Annotated in this window: 16 protein-coding genes and 1 tRNA gene; 4 read left to right on the top strand and 13 right to left on the bottom strand. The window is 66.9% G+C overall.

Annotation, left to right across the window (positions count from 1 at the left end; translation table 11 throughout):
* Window positions 1–14: 14 nt before the first annotated feature.
* The 5 genes from ON19_RS08770 to ON19_RS42805 all read right to left on the bottom strand — a co-directional run bounded on the left by ON19_RS08770 (window position 15) and on the right by ON19_RS42805 (window position 7,157).
* Complete coding sequence (locus ON19_RS08770) at window positions 15–1,319, bottom strand: hypothetical protein (RefSeq protein WP_157229631.1); 1,305 nt, start codon at window positions 1,317–1,319, stop codon at window positions 15–17.
* A gap of 29 nt (window positions 1,320–1,348) precedes the next feature.
* Window positions 1,349–3,283 (bottom strand): vWA domain-containing protein, encoded by a 1,935-nt coding sequence (locus tag ON19_RS08765; protein ID WP_043688788.1) that lies wholly within the window; start codon window positions 3,281–3,283, stop codon window positions 1,349–1,351.
* The gene (locus tag ON19_RS41705) at window positions 3,280–4,533 is read right to left on the bottom strand and encodes a KH domain-containing protein (protein ID WP_157229630.1); all 1,254 of its coding nucleotides are present in this window, start codon (window positions 4,531–4,533) and stop codon (window positions 3,280–3,282) included. The genes ON19_RS08765 and ON19_RS41705 overlap by 4 nt, the downstream gene beginning before the upstream one ends.
* Window positions 4,530–6,197, bottom strand: coding sequence for a hypothetical protein (locus ON19_RS08755; RefSeq protein ID WP_157229629.1), 1,668 nt, complete (start codon window positions 6,195–6,197; stop codon window positions 4,530–4,532). The genes ON19_RS41705 and ON19_RS08755 overlap by 4 nt, the downstream gene beginning before the upstream one ends.
* 522 nt (window positions 6,198–6,719) lie before the next feature.
* Window positions 6,720–7,157, bottom strand: a complete 438-nt coding sequence (locus ON19_RS42805; RefSeq protein WP_169334163.1) for a hypothetical protein — start codon at window positions 7,155–7,157, stop codon at window positions 6,720–6,722.
* Between the two features lie 13 nt (window positions 7,158–7,170).
* Between ON19_RS42805 and ON19_RS38785 the strand changes: the two genes are divergently transcribed.
* Complete coding sequence (locus ON19_RS38785; protein ID WP_051168661.1) at window positions 7,171–9,717, top strand: caspase, EACC1-associated type; 2,547 nt, start codon at window positions 7,171–7,173, stop codon at window positions 9,715–9,717.
* Between the two features lie 241 nt (window positions 9,718–9,958).
* On the opposite strand, the gene ON19_RS08740 is transcribed toward ON19_RS38785, so the two are convergent.
* Window positions 9,959–10,031 (bottom strand) — tRNA-Asn (locus tag ON19_RS08740).
* A gap of 203 nt (window positions 10,032–10,234) precedes the next feature.
* On the opposite strand from ON19_RS08740, the gene ON19_RS08735 reads away from it, so the two are divergent.
* Window positions 10,235–10,480, top strand: coding sequence for a hypothetical protein (locus ON19_RS08735; protein WP_043688781.1), 246 nt, complete (start codon window positions 10,235–10,237; stop codon window positions 10,478–10,480).
* A 90-nt stretch (window positions 10,481–10,570) separates the two neighbouring features.
* Here the strand turns inward: ON19_RS08735 and dnaG are convergent, their stop codons facing one another.
* The 4 genes from dnaG to ON19_RS41700 all read right to left on the bottom strand — a co-directional run bounded on the left by dnaG (window position 10,571) and on the right by ON19_RS41700 (window position 15,196).
* Window positions 10,571–12,490 (bottom strand): DNA primase, encoded by a 1,920-nt coding sequence (dnaG, locus tag ON19_RS08730; protein ID WP_043688778.1) that lies wholly within the window; start codon window positions 12,488–12,490, stop codon window positions 10,571–10,573.
* A gap of 113 nt (window positions 12,491–12,603) precedes the next feature.
* Entirely contained in the window at window positions 12,604–13,353 is a 750-nt protein-coding gene (locus ON19_RS08725; RefSeq protein ID WP_043688774.1) for a Mut7-C RNAse domain-containing protein, read from the bottom strand.
* Window positions 13,350–14,504 (bottom strand): FIST signal transduction protein, encoded by a 1,155-nt coding sequence (locus ON19_RS08720; RefSeq protein ID WP_043688773.1) that lies wholly within the window; start codon window positions 14,502–14,504, stop codon window positions 13,350–13,352. Before ON19_RS08720 ends, ON19_RS08725 begins: the two co-directional genes overlap by 4 nt.
* Before the next feature lie 380 nt (window positions 14,505–14,884).
* Window positions 14,885–15,196, bottom strand: coding sequence for a hypothetical protein (locus tag ON19_RS41700; protein ID WP_157229628.1), 312 nt, complete (start codon window positions 15,194–15,196; stop codon window positions 14,885–14,887).
* Window positions 15,197–16,499: 1,303 nt separating this feature from the next.
* Between ON19_RS41700 and ON19_RS41695 the strand changes: the two genes are divergently transcribed.
* On the top strand, window positions 16,500–17,858 hold the full coding sequence (locus tag ON19_RS41695) for a hypothetical protein (RefSeq protein ID WP_157229627.1): 1,359 nt from the start codon (window positions 16,500–16,502) through the stop codon (window positions 17,856–17,858).
* Window positions 17,859–17,878: 20 nt separating this feature from the next.
* Here ON19_RS41695 and ON19_RS08710 read toward each other — a convergent pair whose 3' ends face one another.
* From ON19_RS08710 to ON19_RS08700, 3 genes are all read right to left on the bottom strand, one after another.
* Window positions 17,879–19,138 (bottom strand): deoxyguanosinetriphosphate triphosphohydrolase, encoded by a 1,260-nt coding sequence (locus ON19_RS08710; RefSeq protein ID WP_043688768.1) that lies wholly within the window; start codon window positions 19,136–19,138, stop codon window positions 17,879–17,881.
* A 6-nt stretch (window positions 19,139–19,144) separates the two neighbouring features.
* Window positions 19,145–19,825: a YdcF family protein gene (locus tag ON19_RS08705; RefSeq protein ID WP_043688880.1), complete on the bottom strand. Its 681-nt coding sequence runs from the start codon at window positions 19,823–19,825 to the stop codon at window positions 19,145–19,147.
* Between the two features lie 138 nt (window positions 19,826–19,963).
* Window positions 19,964–20,641, bottom strand: a complete 678-nt coding sequence (locus ON19_RS08700; protein WP_043688767.1) for an MBL fold metallo-hydrolase — start codon at window positions 20,639–20,641, stop codon at window positions 19,964–19,966.
* A gap of 30 nt (window positions 20,642–20,671) precedes the next feature.
* Here ON19_RS08700 and ON19_RS08695 point away from each other — a divergent pair, with 30 nt between their 5' ends.
* The gene (locus tag ON19_RS08695; protein WP_051168660.1) at window positions 20,672–22,645 is read left to right on the top strand and encodes a TPM domain-containing protein; all 1,974 of its coding nucleotides are present in this window, start codon (window positions 20,672–20,674) and stop codon (window positions 22,643–22,645) included.
* Window positions 22,646–22,658: the final 13 nt, after the last annotated feature.

Genomic DNA, 22,658 nt, shown 5'->3' with positions numbered 1-22,658 from the left:
ACCAGCCCCTCACGTCACCGAGCGCGCAGGGTGGAGACGGTGACGAGGATCAGAGATAGTACGAGGGCCACGGCAATACTCCAAGCGAAAGCGGATGAACTCGGATCAGTGAGCACAGCGGCGCCGCTGAAGGTGACGGCGAAGGGTAGGAGCAGAAACGAGATGACAGCAATGGTGGTCTGATTGCGGCGCTCGCGGTCCTCGGAGACGCGATGGCGCTCCTCGGTGCGGCGACGACGTGCCTGTGCTTCGACGAGCGCCTCGTCTTCCAGTCGAGCGCGACGGGCGTGCAGATAACGGGAGATATCGTCCAGGTCGGCGACAACCTGTGCGTAGAGGTCGGTCATCCGATGCTGGTTTTGGAAGGCGCGCAGCACTTCTGCGACCTGCACCCCACGTTCGGAGATGTTGTTCCACCACAGCTTCGCGCGGGTATCAAGGATCTCGGCTTCCAGCAACTCGACCGGCCCCGCGCCGGTGCAGTGGACGCGGATGTCCGCGATCCGATCCGCGATGCGGTGCAAGGCGTTCAGTTGAAGTGAGCCGAGCAGAACCGCGTCCAGATGGATCGATCGCACGTAGGTGCGTGCGACGGCGTGGAAATCGGTGGCGTCGGCAGAGGTCAGGGCGGTGTAGGTCACACCGTCCCGCAAAATCAACGCGCGCCAATCATTCGAGAGGTGGACGACGTCAGCGAAAATCCCGGGATCGCCTGGGTCCGGCAGGCCGTCGGCCGCCGACGTGCCGGACGCCAGGAACCACTGCCAACGCTGCACCGTGGACCAGGAAGCGAGTGCTGTGGGATCGGAAGTCGGCTCCGGTATACGATCGCTCGTCCAGCAGAGATGGGTGACGACGCGAGGTCTCATCGGCTCGAACGGCACGTCGTCGACAAGCGTGGACAACCATCGGCGGCTCTCCCCTCGCACTGTGGTGAGTCCGGACAACACGTCGACAGGCTGCTTCGACAGCTCTACGTGCGCGACGGCGTAACCGCCATTTTCGCCTAGCAGCAATTCCCAGCCATGGACGATCGCACCGTGCCAGGCCGGCAGCTCACCGATCGTCGGTCTGTGCCAACGACCGATGGCCACCGCCGTGTCCTCCGCACCGTACAGCGCATCGTGCACGCGGGCTGAAAAGTACGCGGTCCGAGCGCTTCGGTCGGCGACCACCGATTCGCCCCCGCGGTCGACCGCAGCACCGACATTCGGGATCGGCACCGGGAGAGGGCCCGGAAACCAGCCACATGCCGATGGCGTTCGATCAACCTTCCACCGCACCCGAAAGATCAGACAGGCGAATACGTCAGCGGCCACGGTTTCTCCTGCCTCCAGCGGTCACAGCCCTAGTAGCCTTCGATGGAAAACACATCGGCGTACTGCTCGGCTCTCGGGGACAGCGGCGCGTTCTCGAGCACGGTCTTGACGTTTCGCAGCACCTCGACGACGCCCGCCAGCAGACCGACCTGCAACTTCGTCCAGGACTCGGCATCGTCGTCCGCGAGGACCTTCCGTCCGGTCAATTTGAGGCAGACCCCCCCGAGCAATTCGGCGTCACGGCTCTCGATGAATGCGTGCCCGTCGCTGTTCCTGAACCGCCGGACCGCGTCCATCCGCCAATCCCGAATCTTGTCGTAGACGCCGTCGATACCGAATCGATCCTTGGGCTCCTTGGGCTGCTCGCCTTTGAGCCGCCGGTCCAGCGTTTCACCGAACGCCTGATGACAATCCATGATCCATGACGTGAAATCGCGAGCACCGTGCAGCGGACGCCCGAGGTCGAGCAGTTTGGTGTGGTGCACGTGACCGAAGAGATCAGTTTCCCCGCATCGGCGCGAAAGGTCGTTCAACTGGGTCCGCAAATCCAGCAACTCCTCGGACAGATTCCCGAGCTTCTTCCTCACTTCGCGGTCGACCCGGCGACCCGCGGGATGGAGTGTGTCGATCACCGACTGCAGTCTGGCGCCGCTGGGATCGGTCGGTTTGCCGACATGGTGCGCGACACCGGTGCCCAGATCTGCGAAGTAGCCGTGGAGTACGTCTACACCGCCGGTCCGGCTCGGGTCGCCACCGCCCACCCGCACCAGTTCCCGCAGAAGTGTGTGGTTCGGGATCACACTGATATGAGGATCGCGCTCGCCCGCTGGACGGTTCGTCTGCCACCAGCGCATGAACGTGTCGCGATCGCCGATTCCGACGGCATGAAGGTTGATGCTCAGAAACTCGTGCAGTTCCTCCATCAAGGAGACGGGATCGGCGATCGCGACCACAGCTTCGCCAGCGGTTTCCTCGCCCTTCTCCTTCCAGTCGGCTCCGTCACTGACCAGAACGATCAATCGGTCGTTACCCGGCACACCGTGGCGGTGCAGTAGATCGGACGCGAAATGCAGGGCTTGTCCGATGTCGGTCGCCGCGTTCTCCGGCCGCAGCAAGCCGATGGCACCCTGAAAGTCCCGCAGTGTCCGCTCGTCGTCAGGGCCTTGAATCTCGGCCATGGAGCCTGATCTCGGGAAAACGCACATCGACGTGGTGGTGAATTTCACCAGGGCGATGCGTGCCACCCGCCCCGTCACGTGCCGACGAATCTCGACCATATCCATGAGCGCACGTTTCAGGGCATCCATCCGCGATATGTAGTTGGATTTTCTGCGCAACCCGAGACGGAGGACGTCGGCGCGGTCCTCGATATCGTCCCAGCTCATCGAACCGCTGCAATCGGCGAGGATCACCATGTCCACCCCATTACGATTACCGGCCAGAAACACGTCCAGTTCAGTTTCGGGGTCGATATAGCAGAGGTCCGTTCGCTCCCGGCCGGAGCGGTCGAAGACTTGGCGTACCCGAAACGACTCCCCGTCGGCGTATACCCACGGGTCACCCCCGCCGAGATAGATTTGCTGGCCCACGATGTCCTTCGCGTTCCGCAGCTGCCGACAAACGTCATCCAGACGGTTCTCGGTGAGCGGTTCGAGGACAATCCGGGCGGCCGGCTCGCAATCCATGGCGCTCAGGCGCCATCCGTGCTCATCGATCACTCCCAGCCGCAGCTCATCTACCAGTTCCGCACTGACGACGACACATCCCTCCGTGACCGAAGGCGAGGCGGCGATCCGCACCGCCGCTTGCCGTGATGAGTCAGCGCCCACCTCGAAAATACCGACCCGCGCGGTTTCGACCTGGCCCGCCGCGGCGCGGACGGCAACTATATTCGAGGTGACAAGACCATCTCCCTTGGCGACCTGCAGTGTGTGCCGCTGGTTGTCCCACACTTTCGCCGTCATTTCCGCTCCACTTCGACCCTGACACCCAGTTCGTTCGACGCCGCTCGCTTCTCCGCACCGCCGCGACCGATGAATCTGCCCATGTATTCCGGCTCGACATCGACGAACAGGAGGTTGGACCGAGGCCGGTAGTCAGCGAAGCTGATGTGGCTCGCCACATCGGCGCGGCCCCGTGCCCGCAACCATGCAGTGAGTCTGTCGAAGAGTTCACGACCGCGTTCTTTGTCCACCTCGGAAGCGGCCACATCCACGTTGCGTGTCTTTTCGTGCTCCTGCAACAGACGGCGCAGAACGTTTTCGGTGCGGTTGTCGTGCTGGAGTTCACTGAACATCCGGTCGATGGTAAGCATGTCCAGTTTGCGTGAACGAGAATTTATGAATATGTGCCTGACAATGGTCAACCGGGGCAACCTTATGTATGTGCGCCTGGCTTCGGTGCGCGGACCGCGCCGCCGATTTGCGGTTCCCGCCACGATTTGGAAGACGATCTGGTGGTCCTCCAATGACGTCAACCGCCGCGCATGATCCGGGCAGAGACCGAGCCCTCGTTTGTGTGGTCCAAATATCTGCCAGCGATAAGCGTGCCTCGCGCATGCCGCGTTGCCGCAAGTCGCGCGCTTGCCATCGATGACGAACTCGCACCCGATGCTCCCGGTCGAATTGCATCCTGGGCCGGCGCAGTCAGGAAATTTCTGCCGAAAGCAATCCGGGCAGTACGACATGTCGGCGACTCCGGGATGCTCGACCCGATGCCGGTCGCAGAACGCATTGCGTCCACGACATATCTCTCCGTTGCACCAGAACGCTGCCGCTGATCCGCATGCACAGTTTGGCCGGTGGCGCGCGCAGGTCGCGGTCATGCGACCTTCGATCACGACCGCATGCTCGTCGCACACACGTCCCGGCCGATCGCTCTGATCGCATCCGGTACAGAGGAAGGGGCCGTAGGTGACTCTGCCCGCGGCCGTGCAGGTCGTGCACTTGTGCCGAACCATCGCGGGTTCCAAGACACCCCGTATGGAGAAGGCCGTGGTGTCATCGACTCGGTCCGGAGCGCGCAGTCGATCCTGTATCCACAGAACACATGTCCGGTTGTTTCGGAGCGGAACAACGACCTTCTCGGTGTCGCGAAGACTGGCGCCGGCCAGATGCTGTTCGATCTGCGTCCACAGCGCGCGCAACTCCGCTGCATCGGTGGGCGGATTGCTCGTCTGCCGGATATCCAAAACGATATTGACGGGCCGGTTCACGACTGCGCCTCTCCGGTGGAGCCCAAGATGATCATTTCGATGCTGGCGCGGCGATCGGTCTTGCGCGCGTAGGTATGGTTGGTGATCAATCCGGCGCATACCCCCTTTGGTAGCTTCCGCGCCAAACCCATCAGCGCATCCACCGCGGATTTCCGTTCGGACTCGGCCACATCGAGCCGCACGCAGACCCGGCCGTTATGCGACAACCGACTTATCAGCTCATTCGGTATGTCATCATCGAGTTTCTCCGGCCCGCCCAGTTCCAGCACCGTGGCGCTCGGCTGCCGGAGTACCCGGCGAATCTCCTTGCTGTGACCAAGACGCGATAGTGCGGGAGCCAGATTGCGCGGCGGACGACCAGCCAGCAGAGCGCGCAGCCGGTCATCCATATCGCGCTGCTCGGTCAACTCGTTCAACTCGCGAATGATCTCGTCGTCTGACCGACGCTGACGAACGGCGCTCACCGGCCGTCTACGCCCGTTCGGCGCAGAACGCCGCGACGGCTGGGCCGTCAATCGGGTTCGCCAGGCCGCCTCCAAGGTTCCCAGGCTCCCCGGCGCGACCTGCCTGTTGTGCCTGGTCAGCTGGTCGTCTGCCAGCGTCGCTCGGTCCCGCAGCAACGCAGCGATCTCCTCGATCCCGAGTGGGCGATTTCGGCTCCAGACAGCCAGCAAGTCATTTTCGGTCTGTGCGAATTCCGGGTGTCGCTTCGCGAGATCCGGAGCGGAGACCAACGACAGGATTTCGCGAGGCTCGATCTGCATCGCGCGAAGTTCGGCGTCCAGGTCATCCAGCAGATCGGACACCGAATCGGCCGCCGAGCGGCGGGCGGTCGTCTGTTCCCGCGACTTCCGCTGCTCGTCCACTTCACGCTCGAACTCCCCGCCCATACCCTTGGCAATGGCGTTCGATCGATTTCTATCGAGCATCCGTTGGGGGACGGCGGGCATGCGTCGGCCGTCACGCTCCATTATCCGCGCACGTACCGCGAGTGCTTGTAGCAGGACCGCCTGGGCGACAGTCGAACTGGGGAATACTTGGGCATCGATACATCGAACGCTGACATTCGGAATCCCCAGTTCACCGTCACCGACCGGATTCACATCCATCACAGCGAATCCCGACACGCGATCATCGCGGCGCAGCGCCTGTTCGACCCGTCGCAGGTGCCGGAACGATGCGGAGGCGATATATCTGGTCGAAACTTGGTCTTTCGATTCCGCCAGACGAAGCGAACCACGTCCGGTGACGCGACCCGGGACGACCAGCGCACGCCCACTGAGCGCGATGAGCTCCGGGACGTAGCGCCGGATCAGGTTAGTGAGGATTTCGCGTTGGAGATCATCGGCGACCTCGATGGAATGCCCGTCCTCGCACAGCCGACGATGCGGCTGGGCGCCCCACGAGAAGCCCGACGGCAACAACGTCCCACCGGCCTGCCGCACACGTTCTGCGGCGGCGGAGACAACGTCGGCCAAAGCGCCCACGACCGCGGACCGCTGCGCGGGATCACTCACCCAGACCGGCCCTGTATCGATCCATAAGCATCCCGGCCGATTCGAATTGAAACACACTCGCGGAAAACCTCCGCCAGTGCCGGACAACGCAATAGATGACCGTTGCAACTTTCGATGCATTTCATCGATATCGTCCGCGACGATCACGTAGCCCTTCAGAATTCTATGCCGCAAAGGAGCATTTCTGTAGGCGCTTACGAGCACAATATATACCTCATCACCCCGGCGGTCTTGCGGATATGCACCTCCGCACTCCGATCATACTTCCGATCATGTTACTGCTGAGCTACTTGCAAGGAGGACCCTCGAGAAGGGTTATATTTTGCCGAGTTCGACGAGTATCGAGCAATATCTTGCCGAGTATCCGCATTCCCAAGCGAATACGCGATCGGCCTCACCCCTCTGTCAGGTCGAATCACCCACCCCGAGTTGCAGCAGGACGATCGGCAACCAAATTCCTCGGGACGAATCTGCGACATCGTCGACACCGCCCCCACCGCGTGCGAGAACGTCGGCGTCATCCGGCGGACGACCTTCGTCTCACGTCAAGCTCCTTGGCAGGATCTCGATACCCGCAAGTTTGATGCCATCCGGGCAGTGGACTGCGGCCGATGGGAATGCACCCGCTCCGCCGGCTACCGCGCGTGCCGGCAGTCATGTTGCGATCCACTACCGACCGACGATGCATAAGTACACTGAGTTGCTCGTGTCGAGGTGGCGGACTAAGATAACAAACCTGGGGATCTGATGAATCAGCGAGTCGAATTCACAATCATCGAGGATGGCGCGGACGCCGAGCAGCTCAGCGGGGACAGCGATCTGCTTCTGACCGAACTTCGGGAACTCGATTTCGATGATGTCAACCGCCCTGCCGCGGGGGCGGCTCCGACTGGAACACGGACAGGTGACGTGGCGACGATCGCCTCGATCGTCGCGATCGTGTCGTCTCCTGCGGTACTTCAGACCGCGACCGAGGTTGTCAAGAGCTGGCTTGTTCGGCGCACACGTGGCTCCGTTCGGATCAAGGTCGGCGACGACGAGATCGAGATATCCGCTGCTTCGACCGGCGAACAGCGCCTCCTCATCGCCGAATTCCTGGCCCGTCATCGAGTGGCGAACCATGGCGAACCATAGCCTGATCATCGCGAATCAGCACTACAGCGATCCCGCCTACGCAGAATTGCCCGGCGCGGCACAAGACGCGGCCCAACTCGAGGAGGTGCTGGCGGATCCGGCGATCGCCGGCTTTGAAGTCGAGGTATTGCGGGACGCACCGGCGACCCGATGCCGCAAGGCGATCGAACGATTCTTCCGCAGCGCTCGCAGTGACGATCTACTGCTGCTGCACATGTCCTGTCACGGTCAGAAGGATCTGCAGAATCGGCTCTACCTGATCGGCAGCGATACAGAGAAGGCATATCTCGCATCGACGGGCATCGACTCGACATTCATCAGCGACCAGATCGAGGCCAGTCGCTCGAACAAGACCGTGCTGCTGCTCGACTGCTGCTACAGCGGTGCGTTCGCACGCGGCTTGCGCACCAGAACAGCGGCGGATTCCGTCGACGTCACCGAACCATTTTCCGGACGCGGCCGCGTGGTCATCACCGCCTCGACGTCGCTGCAGTTCAGTCACGAATCCGAGGTAAGCAGCCGCATCTCCACAGAACCATCGGTGTTCACCAGCGCCATCGTCCACGGATTGCGCTCTGGTGCTGCTGATCTCGATGGTGATGGCTGGATAAGCATCGATGATCTGTACAACTACGTACACGATTCGGTGAAGCGCCGCACCCCGAACCAGACACCAACCCGTAGCGTCGCTAGCGTGCAGGGCGCGCTGTACATCGCCAGGAACGTCGCTGTCCGGACGAAACACGTTCCGTCAGACATCCGCACCGCTTTGCGCAGCGAACAACCCTGGCAGCGCATCGGCGCGTTGCACGAACTCGAGAACCTTCTCGGCAGCTGGCGATCAGAGGTACGCGACGCCGCACGTTCGGACCTGGCCGCCCTGATCGCCAGCGACCCGGACCCCGTGGTCGCCAAACGTGCGCGACAACTGTGGATCTCGCGCGGGCTCGGCGAATTGCCAGACGCCGGCACTACCGGCGGGCAGGCCGGTGCGACGCCTTCCCGGCCCCACATCCGGCACAGCATCGGAATTGATTTCGGCACGACGAATTCTGCCATCGCGGTATGGCTGGACGACGAGTGCCGGGTGATTCCGAGCAGAGTGGGCGAACGCACGATGCCCAGCGTCGCCGCCATCACTGTTGACGGCAACTGGCTGGTCGGTGCACCCGCGAAGCGCCAGGCCACGCGCAATCCGCAGCGCACGTTCTCCACGGTGAAGCTGGCGCTCGGTAGCAATTGGCAGCGCCGAGTCGATGGGCGAACCTACACTGCGGTCGGCGTCGCCGCCGTGATCCTGGCCGAACTCCGAAGTGCGGCTGAGCGATTTCTCGACACACCCGTCCGTGATGCCGTGGTCACCGTGCCCGCGCACTTCGACCTCATCCAGCGGGCGGCAACGGTAGAAGCCGCCGCGTTGGCCGGACTCTCGGTGTCCCGGATGATCAACGAGCCCACCGCTGCCGCGCTGGCCTACGGTGCGAGGAAGGATACCGAAGAGACGCTTCTTGTTTTCGACCTGGGCGGCGGCACTCTCGATGTGTCGCTGCTCGAGATCGGGGAAGGTGTCGTCGAGGTCAGAGCGACCGGTGGTGATGATCAGCTCGGTGGCGTGAACTGGGACAACCGGATCGCCGAGTATGTCGTCGAAGCATTCCGCGCGAAGCACCGAGTCGACCTATCCCTCGACCCGCGTGCTATGGAACGGATTCGGGAGGCTGCCGAGCAAGCCAAGATCGAACTGTCGTCGCGCACCAGTACCGAGATCACGCTGCCGTCCATCTGCGCGGGCCCGGGTGGTCAGCTCGATCTCGAACTTTCCTTGACCCGAGATAAATTCGAGGAGATGACGCGCGATCTGCTCGACCGCTGCAGGGCGCCGATCCACCGCGCCCTCAGCGACGGCTTGACCACCGCCGAGGCGATCGACAACATCGCACTTGTCGGCGGCGCCACCCGTATGCCCGCGATAGCCGACCTGGTCCGGGAACTCACCGGTCGACCACCCCGCCGGGAGGTCATCCCGGAGGGCGTAGTAGTCGGCGCGACCCTACAAAGTGGGGTCTTATGGGGCCATCAGAAGGATGTCCTGCTGCTCGACGTCTTTCCTCGCTCACTCGGCGTGGCCGGGGCCAACGGTCGCATGATCCAGCTGCTGGAGCGCAACACCACCACGCCGACGAAGCGGAAGGACGTCGTCCTCACAACGGCGACGGACGATCAGCGCGGCGTGCAGATCCAGCTTCACCAAGGCGAGAGCCGCTTGGCCGCACGGAACAGGAAGCTCGGCATCCTCGAATTGAACGGGTTGCGCGCGACACCCAAAGGCACTCCGCGCATCGAAGTCGAAATCGACGTCGACGCGAACCACCTCGTTCGGCTCACCGCCACCGACCTCGATTCCGGGCGGTCGGTGACCATGCAGGTCTCTGCTGAAACCGCGGCAGCACACGAATCGGCGATTCTCGATCCGGCCCGGACGGTCTACGCGGCACCTGGTGAGAAGACGGATTCCGACATCGATACCGGGTAGCAGACGACACGGCATTCCCCCTCGAAGTTGCAGCCCAGCGACTGAACAACCAATCTCTCCTCGAGCCGAATACCCTACTGCCCGAGCTGGCCGCCCGCGCGGCTACGCGGACACCTCCCGAGCACCAGACATCGGTTACTTCACGGCGGCCCCCCGGCACGCATCACGAGACGAAAACGTGTAGTTCTCCCCCAAAACGGACAAAACCAGGGTCGAACTGATACGTTCGCCCTGGTCACTGCTCCCCCATCTGGACTCGAACCAGAAACCTGCCGATTAACAGTCGGCTGCTCTGCCAATTGAGCTATAGGGGATTGTCCTGGGCTCGTCCGGTTGGTATCGGGCGGGCCGAGGAGAAACTTTAGCGTATCGCTGGGCGGGAGCCCAAATCGCGCCGCTACCTGCTGACTTGTCGGTGGAGACGGGCGGCTCGCTACCGGGTAGCCGGATCGACAGGGGTGTGGGGCGTCGGGCAGGATGGTGGCGGCGAACTGGCAACTGGGAGGAGCACATCGAGATGCTGCGGTTGATCATCGGCGTGGCGGCCGGCTACGTACTCGGCAGCAAGGCCGGGCGGGCTCGCTACGAACAGATCAGCGCCGCGACGCGCGCGCTGACCGAGAGCCCGGTGACCCGCAAGCTGGTGCTCGTCGGCAGGCAGAAACTAGCGGACAAGCTGAGCACCCGCCCCCGCCTCGAGCCGATGGAGCCGCTGGACGAGCGGACCACCGTCCTGGTCCCGCACGACCAGCTCCGCCGCTGACCTGGAGCTTTCCGCCCAACGAACTGATTCCTCGCACACGTCGAACGATGTGCGAGGAATCACGCATCTGTGCGAAGAAGCGGGGATGTTCTAGGCCCCGGTGGCGAAATCGCCGTGACTGCCCATCGCCTGGGTGAGCAAACTCTTGCGGTACTGCTCCAGGGCGACGAGGTCGCCGAAGAGGGCGAAGTAGGCCTCCGGCTGTTCGGTCGAGGAGACCCGCTGCAACTTGGACTTGAGTTCGGCGATCTGCCTGCCCACCCAGGCCTCCTGGGTGCGTGCCAGGACACCGGCGACGAAGCGCGGGATGTCGGCCTCCGTTTTCACCGGCAGCGGCTCGTTGGCCAGCTCCGACAGCATGGCGCGCATGGTCAGGTCGTCGGTGCGGTCCGCGACGGCGTTGACCCACTCGGCGCCGCCCAGCCCGGCCGCCGTACCGCCCGCCTCGGCGATCAGCATGCGCACGACCGCGTACGCGGGGTGAGTGAAGGCTTCGGACTCGAGCGCGTCGAAGCCCGCGCCCGCCATCGCCGGGTACTGGAGCGCGGCGGCCAGCACCTGGCGTTGCGGCAGGAGCGTGGGGTCGTTCGGATTCGGCCGTGCCGCAGGATGTTCGGCTACCACGTCGCGCTGTGCGGCCGGAGGTGGCACTCCAGGGCGCCCGCCGCCGTTGCGATGCCGCTTGGCTTCCTCGCCGACCCGGCGCACGACGGTCTGGATGTCGTCCCAGCCGACCCAGCCGGCCAGTTTGGTGGCGTAAGCCTTGCGCAGGGCGTTGTCCTTGATCTGGGCGACCACCGGCACCGCGCGGCGCAACGCCTCCACCTGTCCCTCCGCGGTGTCCAGGTTGTGGTCGGCCAGCAGTCCGCGAATCACGAACTCGTACAGCGGTGTTCGGCGGGCGACCAGATCGCGCACGGCCGCGTCGCCGGAATGCTGCCGTAGCTCGCACGGGTCCTGCCCGTCCGGCGCGACCGCGATGTAGGTCTGACCGGCGAGCTTCTGATCGCCGGAGAAGGCTTTCAGCGCCGCTGCCTGGCCCGCCGCGTCACCGTCGAAGGTGTAGATGATCTCGCCGCGCCAGAAGTTGTCGTCCATCAGCAGGCGGCGCAACAGGGCGAGGTGCTCGTCGCCGAAGGCGGTGCCACACGCCGCGACGGCGGTTTTCACCCCGGCCAGGTGCATCGCCATGACGTCGGTGTAGCCCTCGACCACGACGGCCTGGTGGCCCTTGGCGATCTCGCGCTTGGCGTGGTCCAGGCCGAAGAGCACCTGGGATTTCTTGTACAGCAACGTTTCCGGGGTGTTGATGTACTTGCCGGGCATGGTGTCGTCGTCGAAGAGCTTGCGGGCGCCGAAGCCGATGACGTCACCGGACAGGTTGCGGATCGGCCACAGCAGACGCCGGTGGAAACGGTCGATCGGGCCGCGCTGGCCCTGCCGGGACAGCCCGGCCGCCTCCAGCTCCTTGAAGTCGAACCCCTTACGGAGCAGGTGCTTGGTGAGCACGTCCCACCCCGCGGGGGCGTAGCCGCAGCCGAAATGCTGAGCGGCCGCCGCGTCGAAGTTGCGCTCGGTGAGATAGTTGCGCGCGGCTTCGGCTCCGGGCTCGCGTAGCTGCGCCATGTAGAACTCGTGTGCGGCCGCGTTCGCCGCGACCAGCCGGGACCTGGTGCCGCGGTCGCGCTGCACCGAGGTGCCGCCGCCCTCGTAGTTGATCTGGTACCCGATCCGGTCGGCCAGCTGCTCGACCGACTCGACGAACCCGGTGTGCTCGATCTTCTGCAGGAAGGCGAATACGTCGCCGCCCTCACCGCAGCCGAAGCAGTGGAACAGGCCGTGGTTGGGGCGCACGTGGAACGACGGCGACTTCTCGTCGTGGAACGGGCACAGACCCTTCATGGAATCCGCGCCGGCGCGCTTGAGCGCGACGTACTCGCCCACCACGTCTTCGATCCGGACGCGTTCGCGTATCGCCGCGATATCGCGATCTGGAAGTCGTCCGGCCACGGCAGTGAGTCTAGGCGAACGCGGGGCCGACGCGCCCGGGCGCCTCCGCACAGCGCGTTCCGTCCTCGACCAGCATGGCGGGGCACCGGGCGGAAATCCGCTCGCCCGGTCGATCAGGATCGATCCAGCTCCGCGCGGATCGCCGCGACCGTCTCGGCCAGCCGGGCTTGGTGCGAGCCCTGCCAGTAGACGCGCCCGCACGCGTGACACTGCCGGAACGTGTCGTAGTAACGCCGGGTGAGCGGTTCCAGCCGATCCTCGACCTCCGCTTTGGCGACCTCGGCCACGGCGCCGCCGCAGCGCAGGCAGCGGGTGAACGGCGCCAGGCACGCGACGAGGTCGAGCCGCCGGATCACTTCCACGACCTGCTCCACCGGCTGGTCCGACCGGATGTAGACGCCGTGTGTGACGTTGCGGCGCTTGAGCAGCCCGCGATCGCGGGTGAGCAGGATCCGGTGCTCGGCCGCCGACACCTCGGCGAGTTCGGCGTCCTCGGCGTCCCACCGGCAGTGCACGTCGAGGCCCATCAACCGCATCAGCTTGGCGAGGCCGCCGAGATTCACGTCCGCGAGGAACCGGGGCGCGCGCAGGGGATGCGGGCGAACCCTGGTCACGGCCCCGATGTCGAGTGTCTCGAATACGGGATACGCCGTGACCCGCCCGCCGATGGGTGGCTGATGGTCGAAGTCGACCGGGTGTCCGTCGACCAGGACCAGGTCGACCTCGGTGTGCGGGATGCCCGCGGCCTCGATGACGTCCTTGACGGTCTGGTGCGGGCGGAACGGCCGCCGCAGCACGGTGTAGCGCTCGTCGGGCCGCAGGAAGTCGTTCAGCTCGGCGTAGACCCTCAACTCGACGCTCATTCGACGAACAGCGCCATCGACGCCGTGAATCCGTGCAGCGCGTTGCGACCCGCGATGGGCCCGATCTCGCCCGCGGCGAAGAAACCCGCGAGCGGAATGCCGTCGAGCACGTCCTCGATCGCCGTGGCGTCGTGATCGGCCACCCCGAACATCCGGCGGCCGCGGCCGTTGCAGGTGAACAGCAAAGCACCGGCGGGGCGCCCGGAAAGGTCCGTCCGCACCCGCGCCAGGGCGGCCCGCAGGTCCTGGTCCGCTCCGACCGCGTCGCGGACCTGGAATTGCACGGTCGTACCTATCTCGACGACCTCGCCCACCTCGATCGCGCCACTGGACGGATCGGCGCCGAGCAGGCCGCGGATGAGGAAGTCGCCCTGACCGGGCTCGGCCAGATGCTCGTCGACCACGAAGCCGATCTGCAGGCCGCGGGCGAGCTGTTCCTGCTGGCCGGGCGGCAGCACGGCGACGATCTCGCGCAACCGCTCGATCGGCGGCTGCCCACCCAGCCCCGTGATGACGGTGCCGTCCGCGCCGGTGACGGTGTAGGGGTAGCCGATCGGGCGGCAGCCCTGCGACACGATCGGCACATTGTGCAAGCCCGGAAGACGCACGCCGACCGCACCGGAGGTCACCACGGCGTGGTCGCGGAACAGCCGGCTGCCCTCCGGCCCTCGGCCGCCGCTCACCAGCCCACCCATCACGACGGTGCCGGGCAGATCCGTGTTCACGTACTCCAGCAGCAGGTCGGCGGGGAACGAGTAAGGGTCGGGCAGCAGCAGGTGGAAGTCGCGCGCGGCCTTGTCGAAGCGGTAACCGGCGAGCAGCCCGCCGCTCGCGGTCCGGAGGAAGTCCAATTGGAAGGTCTCGGCAGCGGGCAGTCCGGAAGCCAGCCACACCGCCACCGCGGGCTCGTCCTCTATCTCGCGGCGACCAGCGACGATCGCCTGCGCCACGCACCCGATCAGAGCGGGCACCCGGACCGTCCGGTGGACGCCGGACAGCACCTCCACGGCCTCGTCGGTGTGCGCCCGGGAGGCGAGCAGCACAGCGAGGGACGGCGCCGCACCCGCGAGCTGATCACGGGCGAGCGCTGCGGCCTCCATGCCCGCCTGCCGCGCGCCGGTCGCGGTGGAGAGCCCTACTCCGATCCGCACCCTTCTATGGTAGCCAACCTGGGACAACGGGGATGATGTTGCCGCACAAGGCATTTCGATGTCTATGACCCGCGACGGGTGATGACGCGGCGATAGGACCGTTCGGTGTAGTGGTCGGACTCCGGATACGTGTCCACATCGTGATCGCTTGGAGCCTCCGTGGTTTCGACGGGGCAACGACGATCGGCGCATGTTGCGATCCGATAGCTGCCCGGCGACTCGCGACCGTCATTCATCTTCCCAACCCCGAGAGGTCCTGTTAACTCGAGTGACAATAAACCGGCACCACAGTCTGCTTTCGGCGATGCGAGATCAGAGTGTCGGCGCAGGCCGGCGCACCGCGGCAAGACCTGATGAGGACAAGCGGGAGACATCGTGAGTCAGCCGTCGCGGATCGACACGCGCGAACTGCGCGCGATGGTGTCGACCCTGGAGCGACTCATCGCGGAGGCCGCGCGCACGGTCGGCGAGTTGAAGGCAACCATCGCGTCCGCGGAAGCGCTCGTCAGCGGCGACCACCACGACGAACAGGCGGTTGCGGCGCGAACCGAAGCGGTTATCGCCCAGGAGCCCGCCGCCGAATCGTCGGCCGAGGCCGATCGCAAAGCGATGCCCACCCCGTGGTCGCGGCGACCTCCGGCGACGCCCTGGTCGAGGCGCGTCGTCAGGCCGTGCCCGACCGTGCCCAGCACGCCGGTTCGAGTGTCCGCGCCCCGCGCGACGGGCGTCCCGATCGCAGAACTGCCCGGGCCCGCACGGCAACCGGCCGCGTCGCGTCGCTCGGAATTCGAGTTCACCCGTGGGCGGACCGGCACCGTCGGCGACTCCGGCTCCGTCCGGCGAACCGATAGCGCCGACGACATCCCGGCCCCGCAAGTCGCGGTCTCAGCCGACTCGGCGCCGATTCGGAGGACCGAGTACGTAGACCCCCCGGCACCCGTCCAGCGGGCCGATACCGTGGCCATCCAACCGCCCGATGTCGTCGACTCCGCACCGATCCGGCGGACCGGCGGAGCACCGAGCTCACAGATCGACAATCTCCATGCGCCCCGGTCGGCCGGACGGACCTCCATCACCTCAGGCCCCGCGTCCACGCGAGAGACCGGCACTACGCACGAATCCGCAGCGCGGACCACCCATGCCGACGGTCTCGCAGCGCGCCGGAAGATCGATGCCGCCGACGACTCGAGACCGATCCATAGGACCGGCTACCCAGCGCCCACCGCATCTGCCCCGCCGAGCGACTCCGCGCCGATCCGACAGGCAGATTTCGCCGACGAGTCCGCGCGAACCGAGACCGGTTCCTCGCTCACTTCCCAGTTCGGCGACGCACCCCCGCGTGAGGCGGCGCAGAACGGCCTCATCGACCACATCGGGACCGTCTCGCGGACCGGTGTCCCACCCGACCATGAACCGCCCCAGAAGACGGACCCGGACGATTTCCCGCCGCGTCGACCTAGCCGCACTGCTGACGACTCAGCAAAGACCGACACCGCACCCCGCCCCGAGCCCGTCCCGCCAAGGACCCACGGCTTCGTCCCCGTTCAACGCACGACCGCCGCGCCCGTCGAAGACGGCGGCAATCCGCCTGTCCGGCAGACCGACTCTGACGATTTCACACCGCACCGCCCTAGCCGCACCGCCGACGACCCGACAAAAACCGACACCGCACCGCGCCACGAGCCCGTCCCGCTGACGGCAGACGGGTTCCCGCCCATCAAGCGCACCGCCGCCGTACCCGTCGAACAGAGCGCTACTCCGCATCACCGCCCGCCCGGCCAGTTCGGCCAGCGAACCGAACACATACAGGGCACGGCCGCACAACGCGCCGACACCCCACGGCACTTCGTGCCGAGGCAGAAAGACTCCAGCTCAACTGTCCCCCAGGCCGACCCGGGGCAGCTCGATACCGCAGACGCCTCCCCATCCGTCGCAGAAATCGACACCGCGCATGGAGCCGAGCCCGTCCCCCCGATCGACACCGCCGACGAACCGGTGGCTATCGAGCGGACCGACACCACGAGCCGCCCAGCACGCACCATCGCGGACGACTCCCCGGCGCGAGCCGATAACGAGCACCGCTCCGAACTCATCTCACCGATCGACCTGGCGAACTGCCTCGCATCGGCATCGGTCCAGCGAACCCTTCCCCGATCCACCGAGTCCGCCACCCCGCGGCGTCCGGCACCCACCCAGCAGTTCGAAGCCACAGACGACATCGCAGCCGACGGAAGGACCGGCGACAAGGCCGCCATCCAGCAGACCGATCCCAGGGCTACCGAGTCCGCCACCCCATGGGGGCCGGCACCAATCCGACAGCCTGACACCACCTACGACTCCGCACCCGCCCAGCAGTCCGAGGCCGCGGACGACATTGCAGCTGGCGGGAGAACCGACGATTGCACCCCCATCGAGCGGATCGACCTCGCATCGAACAACGAGAGCGGCACTCCGAATCACCCGGCGCCCATCCAGCGGACCCCAGGCTCGGCCGAACACGCGTCTGGTCGGCAGGCCCCCGCAACGGCCGCCCTCGCCCCGCGAAGCGACCGCACCCGCGACTCCCCACCCGAACATTCACCTGCCCCCACACCGCAACACAACCGCACCCACCACTCCCCACCCGAACAACGACCCACCCCCACACCCAACGAGCGGACAAATACCAGGCACCGCCCCCCACTCACCCCGCAGACCACCGACACGTCCGAGGTGGATCGGATCGCGCAGGAGATGTCGGAGCGGCACGGCCTGAAGCTCGTCGGGTTCGATGCCGTGGATGTCGACGTGCACGCGGTTCGTGAGATCGTTTCCGCCATCGATGACCTGCTGGCGAAATACCCGATTCCGCTGCGGGGGGTGGAGCTCACCGACGATCCGGAATCGCGTCCGAGGCCGAAACCCACGACGATGGCGGAGGGATCGGCTGAGGTGTGGATCGTCCTGGATAAAGCTGCCCCGCAGCCGCCGGCCGGGACGGCAACACAGCAAACGCGAAGGAGATTTCGCAGGCGCGGGCCTGTGGAGCGGCCGGTGTATTCGACGGTCGTACGGGAATTCGCGAGGGCATTGGACGCCGCGGGTGGTTTCCGGGCCCGGCAAGAAGCGTTGCGAACGTTGATCAACGAGTCCCTTCTCCGCGGCGGCAGTGGCGCCGGTCTGCTGGACCCCGGCCGGGCTCTGGTGGAGGGCTTCACCGAGGTGGTCCTGCGTGGAGATCGCGCGGGGGCGTCGGCGAAGGAACTGCATGCGGCACTGGTGAAAATGGCGCGCGCGGAGTCCACCGACCTGCCCGAGCCCACCGACGTACCCGAGCCCACGGACCTGCCGGAGTCCACCGACCTGTCGGCGTGACCTCGGCGCCGCCATGCGCCCTAGGCGTTCAGGTGGACCGCCACTCGCTCCAAGCGGCTTTCGGTGTAGGAGGCGATCTGGTCCACCACGACGCGCACGCGGGCGGTGTCGTCGCGCGCGGCATTCCAGAACGGCAGCAGCACCGGATCGAGACTGTCCGGGGCGGTCGCGAGCAACCGATCGGCCACAGCGAGGATGCGTTCGCGCTGTGCGGCCTGCCGCAACTGGTGCGCCGAGTCGGACATCACGTAGCGCAACGCGACGGTTTTCAGTAATGCCACCTCGGCGGCGACGATGCGCGGCACTTCCAGGTCGGCGGCGTATCGGGACACGGGTTCCGGCCCGGCCACCTCCCGGGTCGCCATGATCGCCGCCGTGGCGAAACGGCCGACCAGCTCGCTGGTGAGACGCTTCAGCGCGACCGAGGCGGTGAACGTGCCGTCGTAGCCGGACGCCGCCGCGACCACCGGCAGTTCCGACAGCCGTTGCGCGGCGGCGATCAGTTCGTCGGCCGCCAGCGAGTGCTGGAACTGACCCAGCGCCGCCAGCGCGTCCTGCTCGGTGGGGTCGGCCAGCGCGCGCAGGTCGATCCGGCCTGCGATGACGCCGTCCTCGACGTCGTGCACCGAGTAGGCGACGTCGTCGGACCAGTCCATGATCTGGCATTCGAGGCTGCGGCGACGGTCCGGCGCACCCTTGCGGATCCACTCCAGGCGCTCGATGTCGACCTCGTAGGCGCCGAACTTGGTGCCGGGACCCATTCGACCCCACGGGTATTTGATCGCCGCGTCGAGTGCGGCGCGGGTGAGGTTGAGGCCCGCGCTGGTGGCGTCGGGCTCGAGCACCTTGGGTTCGAGGCGGGTGAGGATGCGCAGGTTCTGCGCGTTGCCTTCGAACCCGCCGTATGCGTCGGCGAAGGTGTCGAGGGCTTTCTCCCCGTTGTGGCCGTAGGGCGGGTGGCCGATGTCGTGGGCGAGCCCGGCCAGGTCGACCAGGTCCGGATCGCAGCCGAGGCCGTCGGCGATGCTGCGGCCGATCTGGGCGACTTCCAGGGAATGGGTGAGCCGGGTGCGCGGGGTGTCTCCGTCGCGGGGACCCATCACCTGCGTTTTGTCGGCCAACCTGCGCAGGGCCGCGGAGTGCAGCACGCGGGCGCGGTCACGAGCGAACTCGGTGCGATGGCCGGTTTCGAACTCACTGCGCGGCGGGCCGAGCCCCGCGATCTTGGCGCCCTCGATGACGAGGCGTTCGGTGTCGTGATCGGTATATCGGGCGCTCATCTCGTCTCACTGCCCCGCCGTGTAGGTGAAGTCCGCGGAGAAGTGGGTGAGCTGATACCAGAGCAGGGCGCCGGTTTCCCGGGCGATGCCGTGCGCCTGGGATTCGCGCGTGTAGACCGCGGGGCCGGTCCTGGTCGGCGCGGTCCACGCCGCCAGACCTTCGTCCCTGGCCATGGTGCGGGTGCGCAGCGAGTGCCAGGGATCGCTGACCAGCACCGCCGACGACATGTCCCGCGCCCGCATCGCCGTCGCCACGGCCTCGACGCTGCGCAGAGTGTCCGAACCGGTTTCGACGGCGAGGATCTTGTCGCCGGGCACGCCGCGCGCCTGCAGGTAGTTCTTGCCCGAAGCGGCTTCGGTGAACAGATCGCCCTCCTGCTTGCCGCCCACGGTGATGACCCGGGGCGCGACACCGGCCCGGAACAGCTTGTAGGCCTGGTCGAGTCGCGCTTCGAACACCGAGGACGGCGTTCCGGAGTACTGCGCCGCGCCGAGCACGACGATCGCGTCGGCCTTCGTGTAGTCCTCGATGCGCGCGACCTGCCACACGCGGAACGCGGTGCCGCCGACCAGCACCGCCCCCATCACGACCGAACCGATGACCAGTCGCCGTGTCCAGCGCAGCAACCCCGCGCCGAAGCCGTGCGGCCGGGCCGGGTCGGGAGCCGGGAGAGCTCGGGTGCGCATCGTTGGCAAATCCACGCCCCAAGTCTGCCAGGAGCGGCATCACGGTCCGGTAACCGTCGGTTCGGGCTCCGATGGGCCAGCGGCTCCGCGCACCGGGCGAACGCCTTCCGAGCGCCGGCCACCCCGCGAGCAGGCCGATTACCAGCCCCGGGACTGCCAGGCCGGAAGGTCGGGGCGTTCGGAACCGAGGGTGGTGTCGTCACCGTGTCCCGGGTAGACCAGGGTGTCGTCGGGGTATCGGTCGAAGAGTTTGGTCGACACGTCGGTGAACAGGGAGGTGAAGTCCTCCGGGGAGGTGGTGCGCCCGACGCCGCCGGGGAACAGCGAGTCGCCGGTGAACAGGTGGGTGCGGCCCGTCCCGTCGGTGAGCGCGAGGGTGATCGACCCCGGCGTGTGGCCGCGCAGGTGGATGACCTCGAAAACGAGGTCGCCGACCGTGACGGTGTCGCCTTCGGCGAGCAGCCGGTCCGGGCGGACGGGGAGCGGGTCGGCGTCGAGCGGATGGGCCGCGGTGGGTGCGCCGGTGGCGGCGACGGTTTCCCGCAGCGCCATCCAGTGGTCACGGTGCTGATGCGTGGTGACGATCAGCTCGACCTGTCCCGGCGCCTCCTGCTCGATCAGGGCAGCAATGCGAGGAGCCTCGTTGGCGGCGTCGATCAGCAGGGCGGCGCCGGTGCCGGCGCACTGCACCAGGTAACAGTTGTTGTTCATGCCGCCGACGGACATCTTGACGATGCGGGCGCCGGGGACGTCGCGCTGCTGCGGGTTCGAATCCGGGGACACATGGCCGCTGTACGGGCGATCGATGGTGATCACGAAACGATGCTAGCGAGTTAGATTCGTGCCATGTCGTTGCCGCCGCGGTTCCGCTTCGCTCGCATGCTCGCGATCAGCGTTCTGCTCGCCGCGATCGCCCTGTCCGGGGCTGCGACGGCCGGGGCGGAACCACCGCTGCGAATGGACACCTATGTGGAGGACCCGGCCGGTGCGCTCGACGACAGTCAGCGCGATCAGGTGCGCAATGCGGTGAGCCAGCTCTACGCCCACCAGCAGGTCCGGCTGTGGGTCGTGTACGTGCGCGACTTCGACGGACTCACCCCGCAGGATTGGTCCGCGCGCACCGCGTCGATGTCCGGGTTCGGCGAGCGGGACCTCCTGCTGGCGGTCGCCACCGAGGACCGCGCGTACTGGCTGGCGGGCGAACTGCCCAGCGGCGTCAGCGATTCCGAGCTCGACGGCCTCGTGATCCGGGAAGTAGAGCCCGCCCTGCGCGAGGGCCGTTGGGCCGATGCCGGGGTCACGACGGCCGACGGACTGGACGCGGCGATGCGCGGCGGCGGGGTGAGCGGCCGGGCGCTGCTCGTCCTGGGTCTGCTCGTCGTCCTCGGGGCGGGCGGTCTCGTGTGGTACGCGCGCAAACGGCGGCGCGACCGGTCCGAGGCCGAGCTGGCGGCGGCGCGGCAGGTGGACCCGGAGAACGCCACGGCGCTGTCGGCGTTGCCGTTGGACGCGCTGCACGCCCGCTCGCGCGAGGCGCTCGTGGAGATCGACAACGCGGTGCGCACCAGCGGCGAGGAACTCGACCTCGCCACGGGCGAGTTCGGCACCACCGCCACTGTCCCGTTCCGCACTGCCCTCGACAGCGCGAAAGCCGCTGCCGCCGAGGCTTTCGCGCTCCGGCAGCGTCTCGACGACGCCGTCACCGAGACGCCGGACGAACAGCGCGCACTGCTGGTCGACCTGATCGGCACGGTGGGGCGCGCCGACCGGGACCTCGACGCGCAGGTCGCCGCCTTCGACGCCATGCGTGATCTGCTGCTCGACGCCCCGGTGCGGTTGGACGCTCTGACCAGGGACATCGTCGACCTCACCGCCCGGATCCCGGCTTCGGAGGCCGAGCTGAACCGGCTCGCCGCCACCCATCCGGCCAGTGTGCTCGCGCCGATCGAGGACAACGTGCGGATGGCGCGGGAGCGCATCGCCTTCGCGGAGCAGAACATCGACGAGGGACGGTCCGCCCTCGCCGAGCCGGTCGGCGAGCAGGGCGGCGCGGTCGCCGCCATCCGGTCGGCCGAAGCCGCGATCGGTCAGGCGCGTGCCCTGCTCGACGCGGTCGACAACGCGTCCGGCGCCATCCGGCAGGCCCGCGACGGCCTGCCCGCTGTGCTGGACGAGCTGCGCCGCGACATCGCCTCCGCCGCCGAGCTCTCCGGCTACGGTGGGCCGGAATTATCCGATGCCCGCGCCGCCGCGCAGTCCGTGTTGGACAAGGCGACCGCCGCGGCGGACACCGACCCGCTGAGCGCCTTCCACGACGCGGTCACCGCCGACGCCGGTCTCGACCGCGCTCTCGCCTCCGCCACCGACCGCAAACTCGCCGCCGAGGACCTCGTGCGCAGGCTCGGTCACGCGCTCACCGACGCGGGCGCGCGGATCGGCTCGGCCGCCGACTACCTCGCCACTCGTCGCGGCGGCGTCGACGCCGAAGCGCGCACCCGGCTCTCGGAGGCACAGCGCAACCTCGACGAGGCGCGGCGGCTGAGCGCGATCGATCCGGCCGCGGCACTGCGGCACGCGCAGACGGCGGCGGATCTGGCCGGGCGCGCACTGCGGGCGGCACAGGCGAGTGTGCGGGCCTGGGAGGCGGGCCAGGGGCCGTCCGGCGGCGCGCAGGCCGGGGCGGTGCTGGGCGGCATCCTGCTCGAAGGGCTGCTACGCGGGGCGGCGGGGGGCGGACCGCGATCCGGGGGCGGCTGGAGCCCGGGCTCGTACGGCGGTTCGGCGGGCTCCCGGCGGATCGGTCGCGGCGGAAGATTCTGATCGCGTCTTGACC

The sequence above is a fragment of the Nocardia abscessus NBRC 100374 genome (assembly GCF_000308455.1).
In the GTDB taxonomy this organism is placed as follows: Bacteria; Actinomycetota; Actinomycetes; order Mycobacteriales; family Mycobacteriaceae; genus Nocardia; species Nocardia abscessus.
Note: the sequence above shows the minus strand (reverse complement) of the source record. Positions and strands in the feature narration are given on the sequence as shown.

Coding starts and splice junctions, on each gene's coding strand:
- ON19_RS38785 (WP_051168661.1), top strand. CDS start 7,171: ATGGCGAACCATAGCCTGATCATCGCGAATCAGCACTACAGCGATCCC.
- ON19_RS08735 (WP_043688781.1), top strand. CDS start 10,235: ATGCTGCGGTTGATCATCGGCGTGGCGGCCGGCTACGTACTCGGCAGC.
- ON19_RS42805 (WP_169334163.1), bottom strand. CDS start 7,157: ATGACGGGCCAGGAATTCGGCGATGAGGAGGCGCTGTTCGCCGGTCGA.
- ON19_RS08765 (WP_043688788.1), bottom strand. CDS start 3,283: ATGACGGCGAAAGTGTGGGACAACCAGCGGCACACACTGCAGGTCGCC.
- ON19_RS08725 (WP_043688774.1), bottom strand. CDS start 13,353: ATGAGCGTCGAGTTGAGGGTCTACGCCGAGCTGAACGACTTCCTGCGG.
- ON19_RS08710 (WP_043688768.1), bottom strand. CDS start 19,138: ATGAGCGCCCGATATACCGATCACGACACCGAACGCCTCGTCATCGAG.
- ON19_RS08705 (WP_043688880.1), bottom strand. CDS start 19,825: ATGCGCACCCGAGCTCTCCCGGCTCCCGACCCGGCCCGGCCGCACGGC.
- ON19_RS08695 (WP_051168660.1), top strand. CDS start 20,672: ATGTCGTTGCCGCCGCGGTTCCGCTTCGCTCGCATGCTCGCGATCAGC.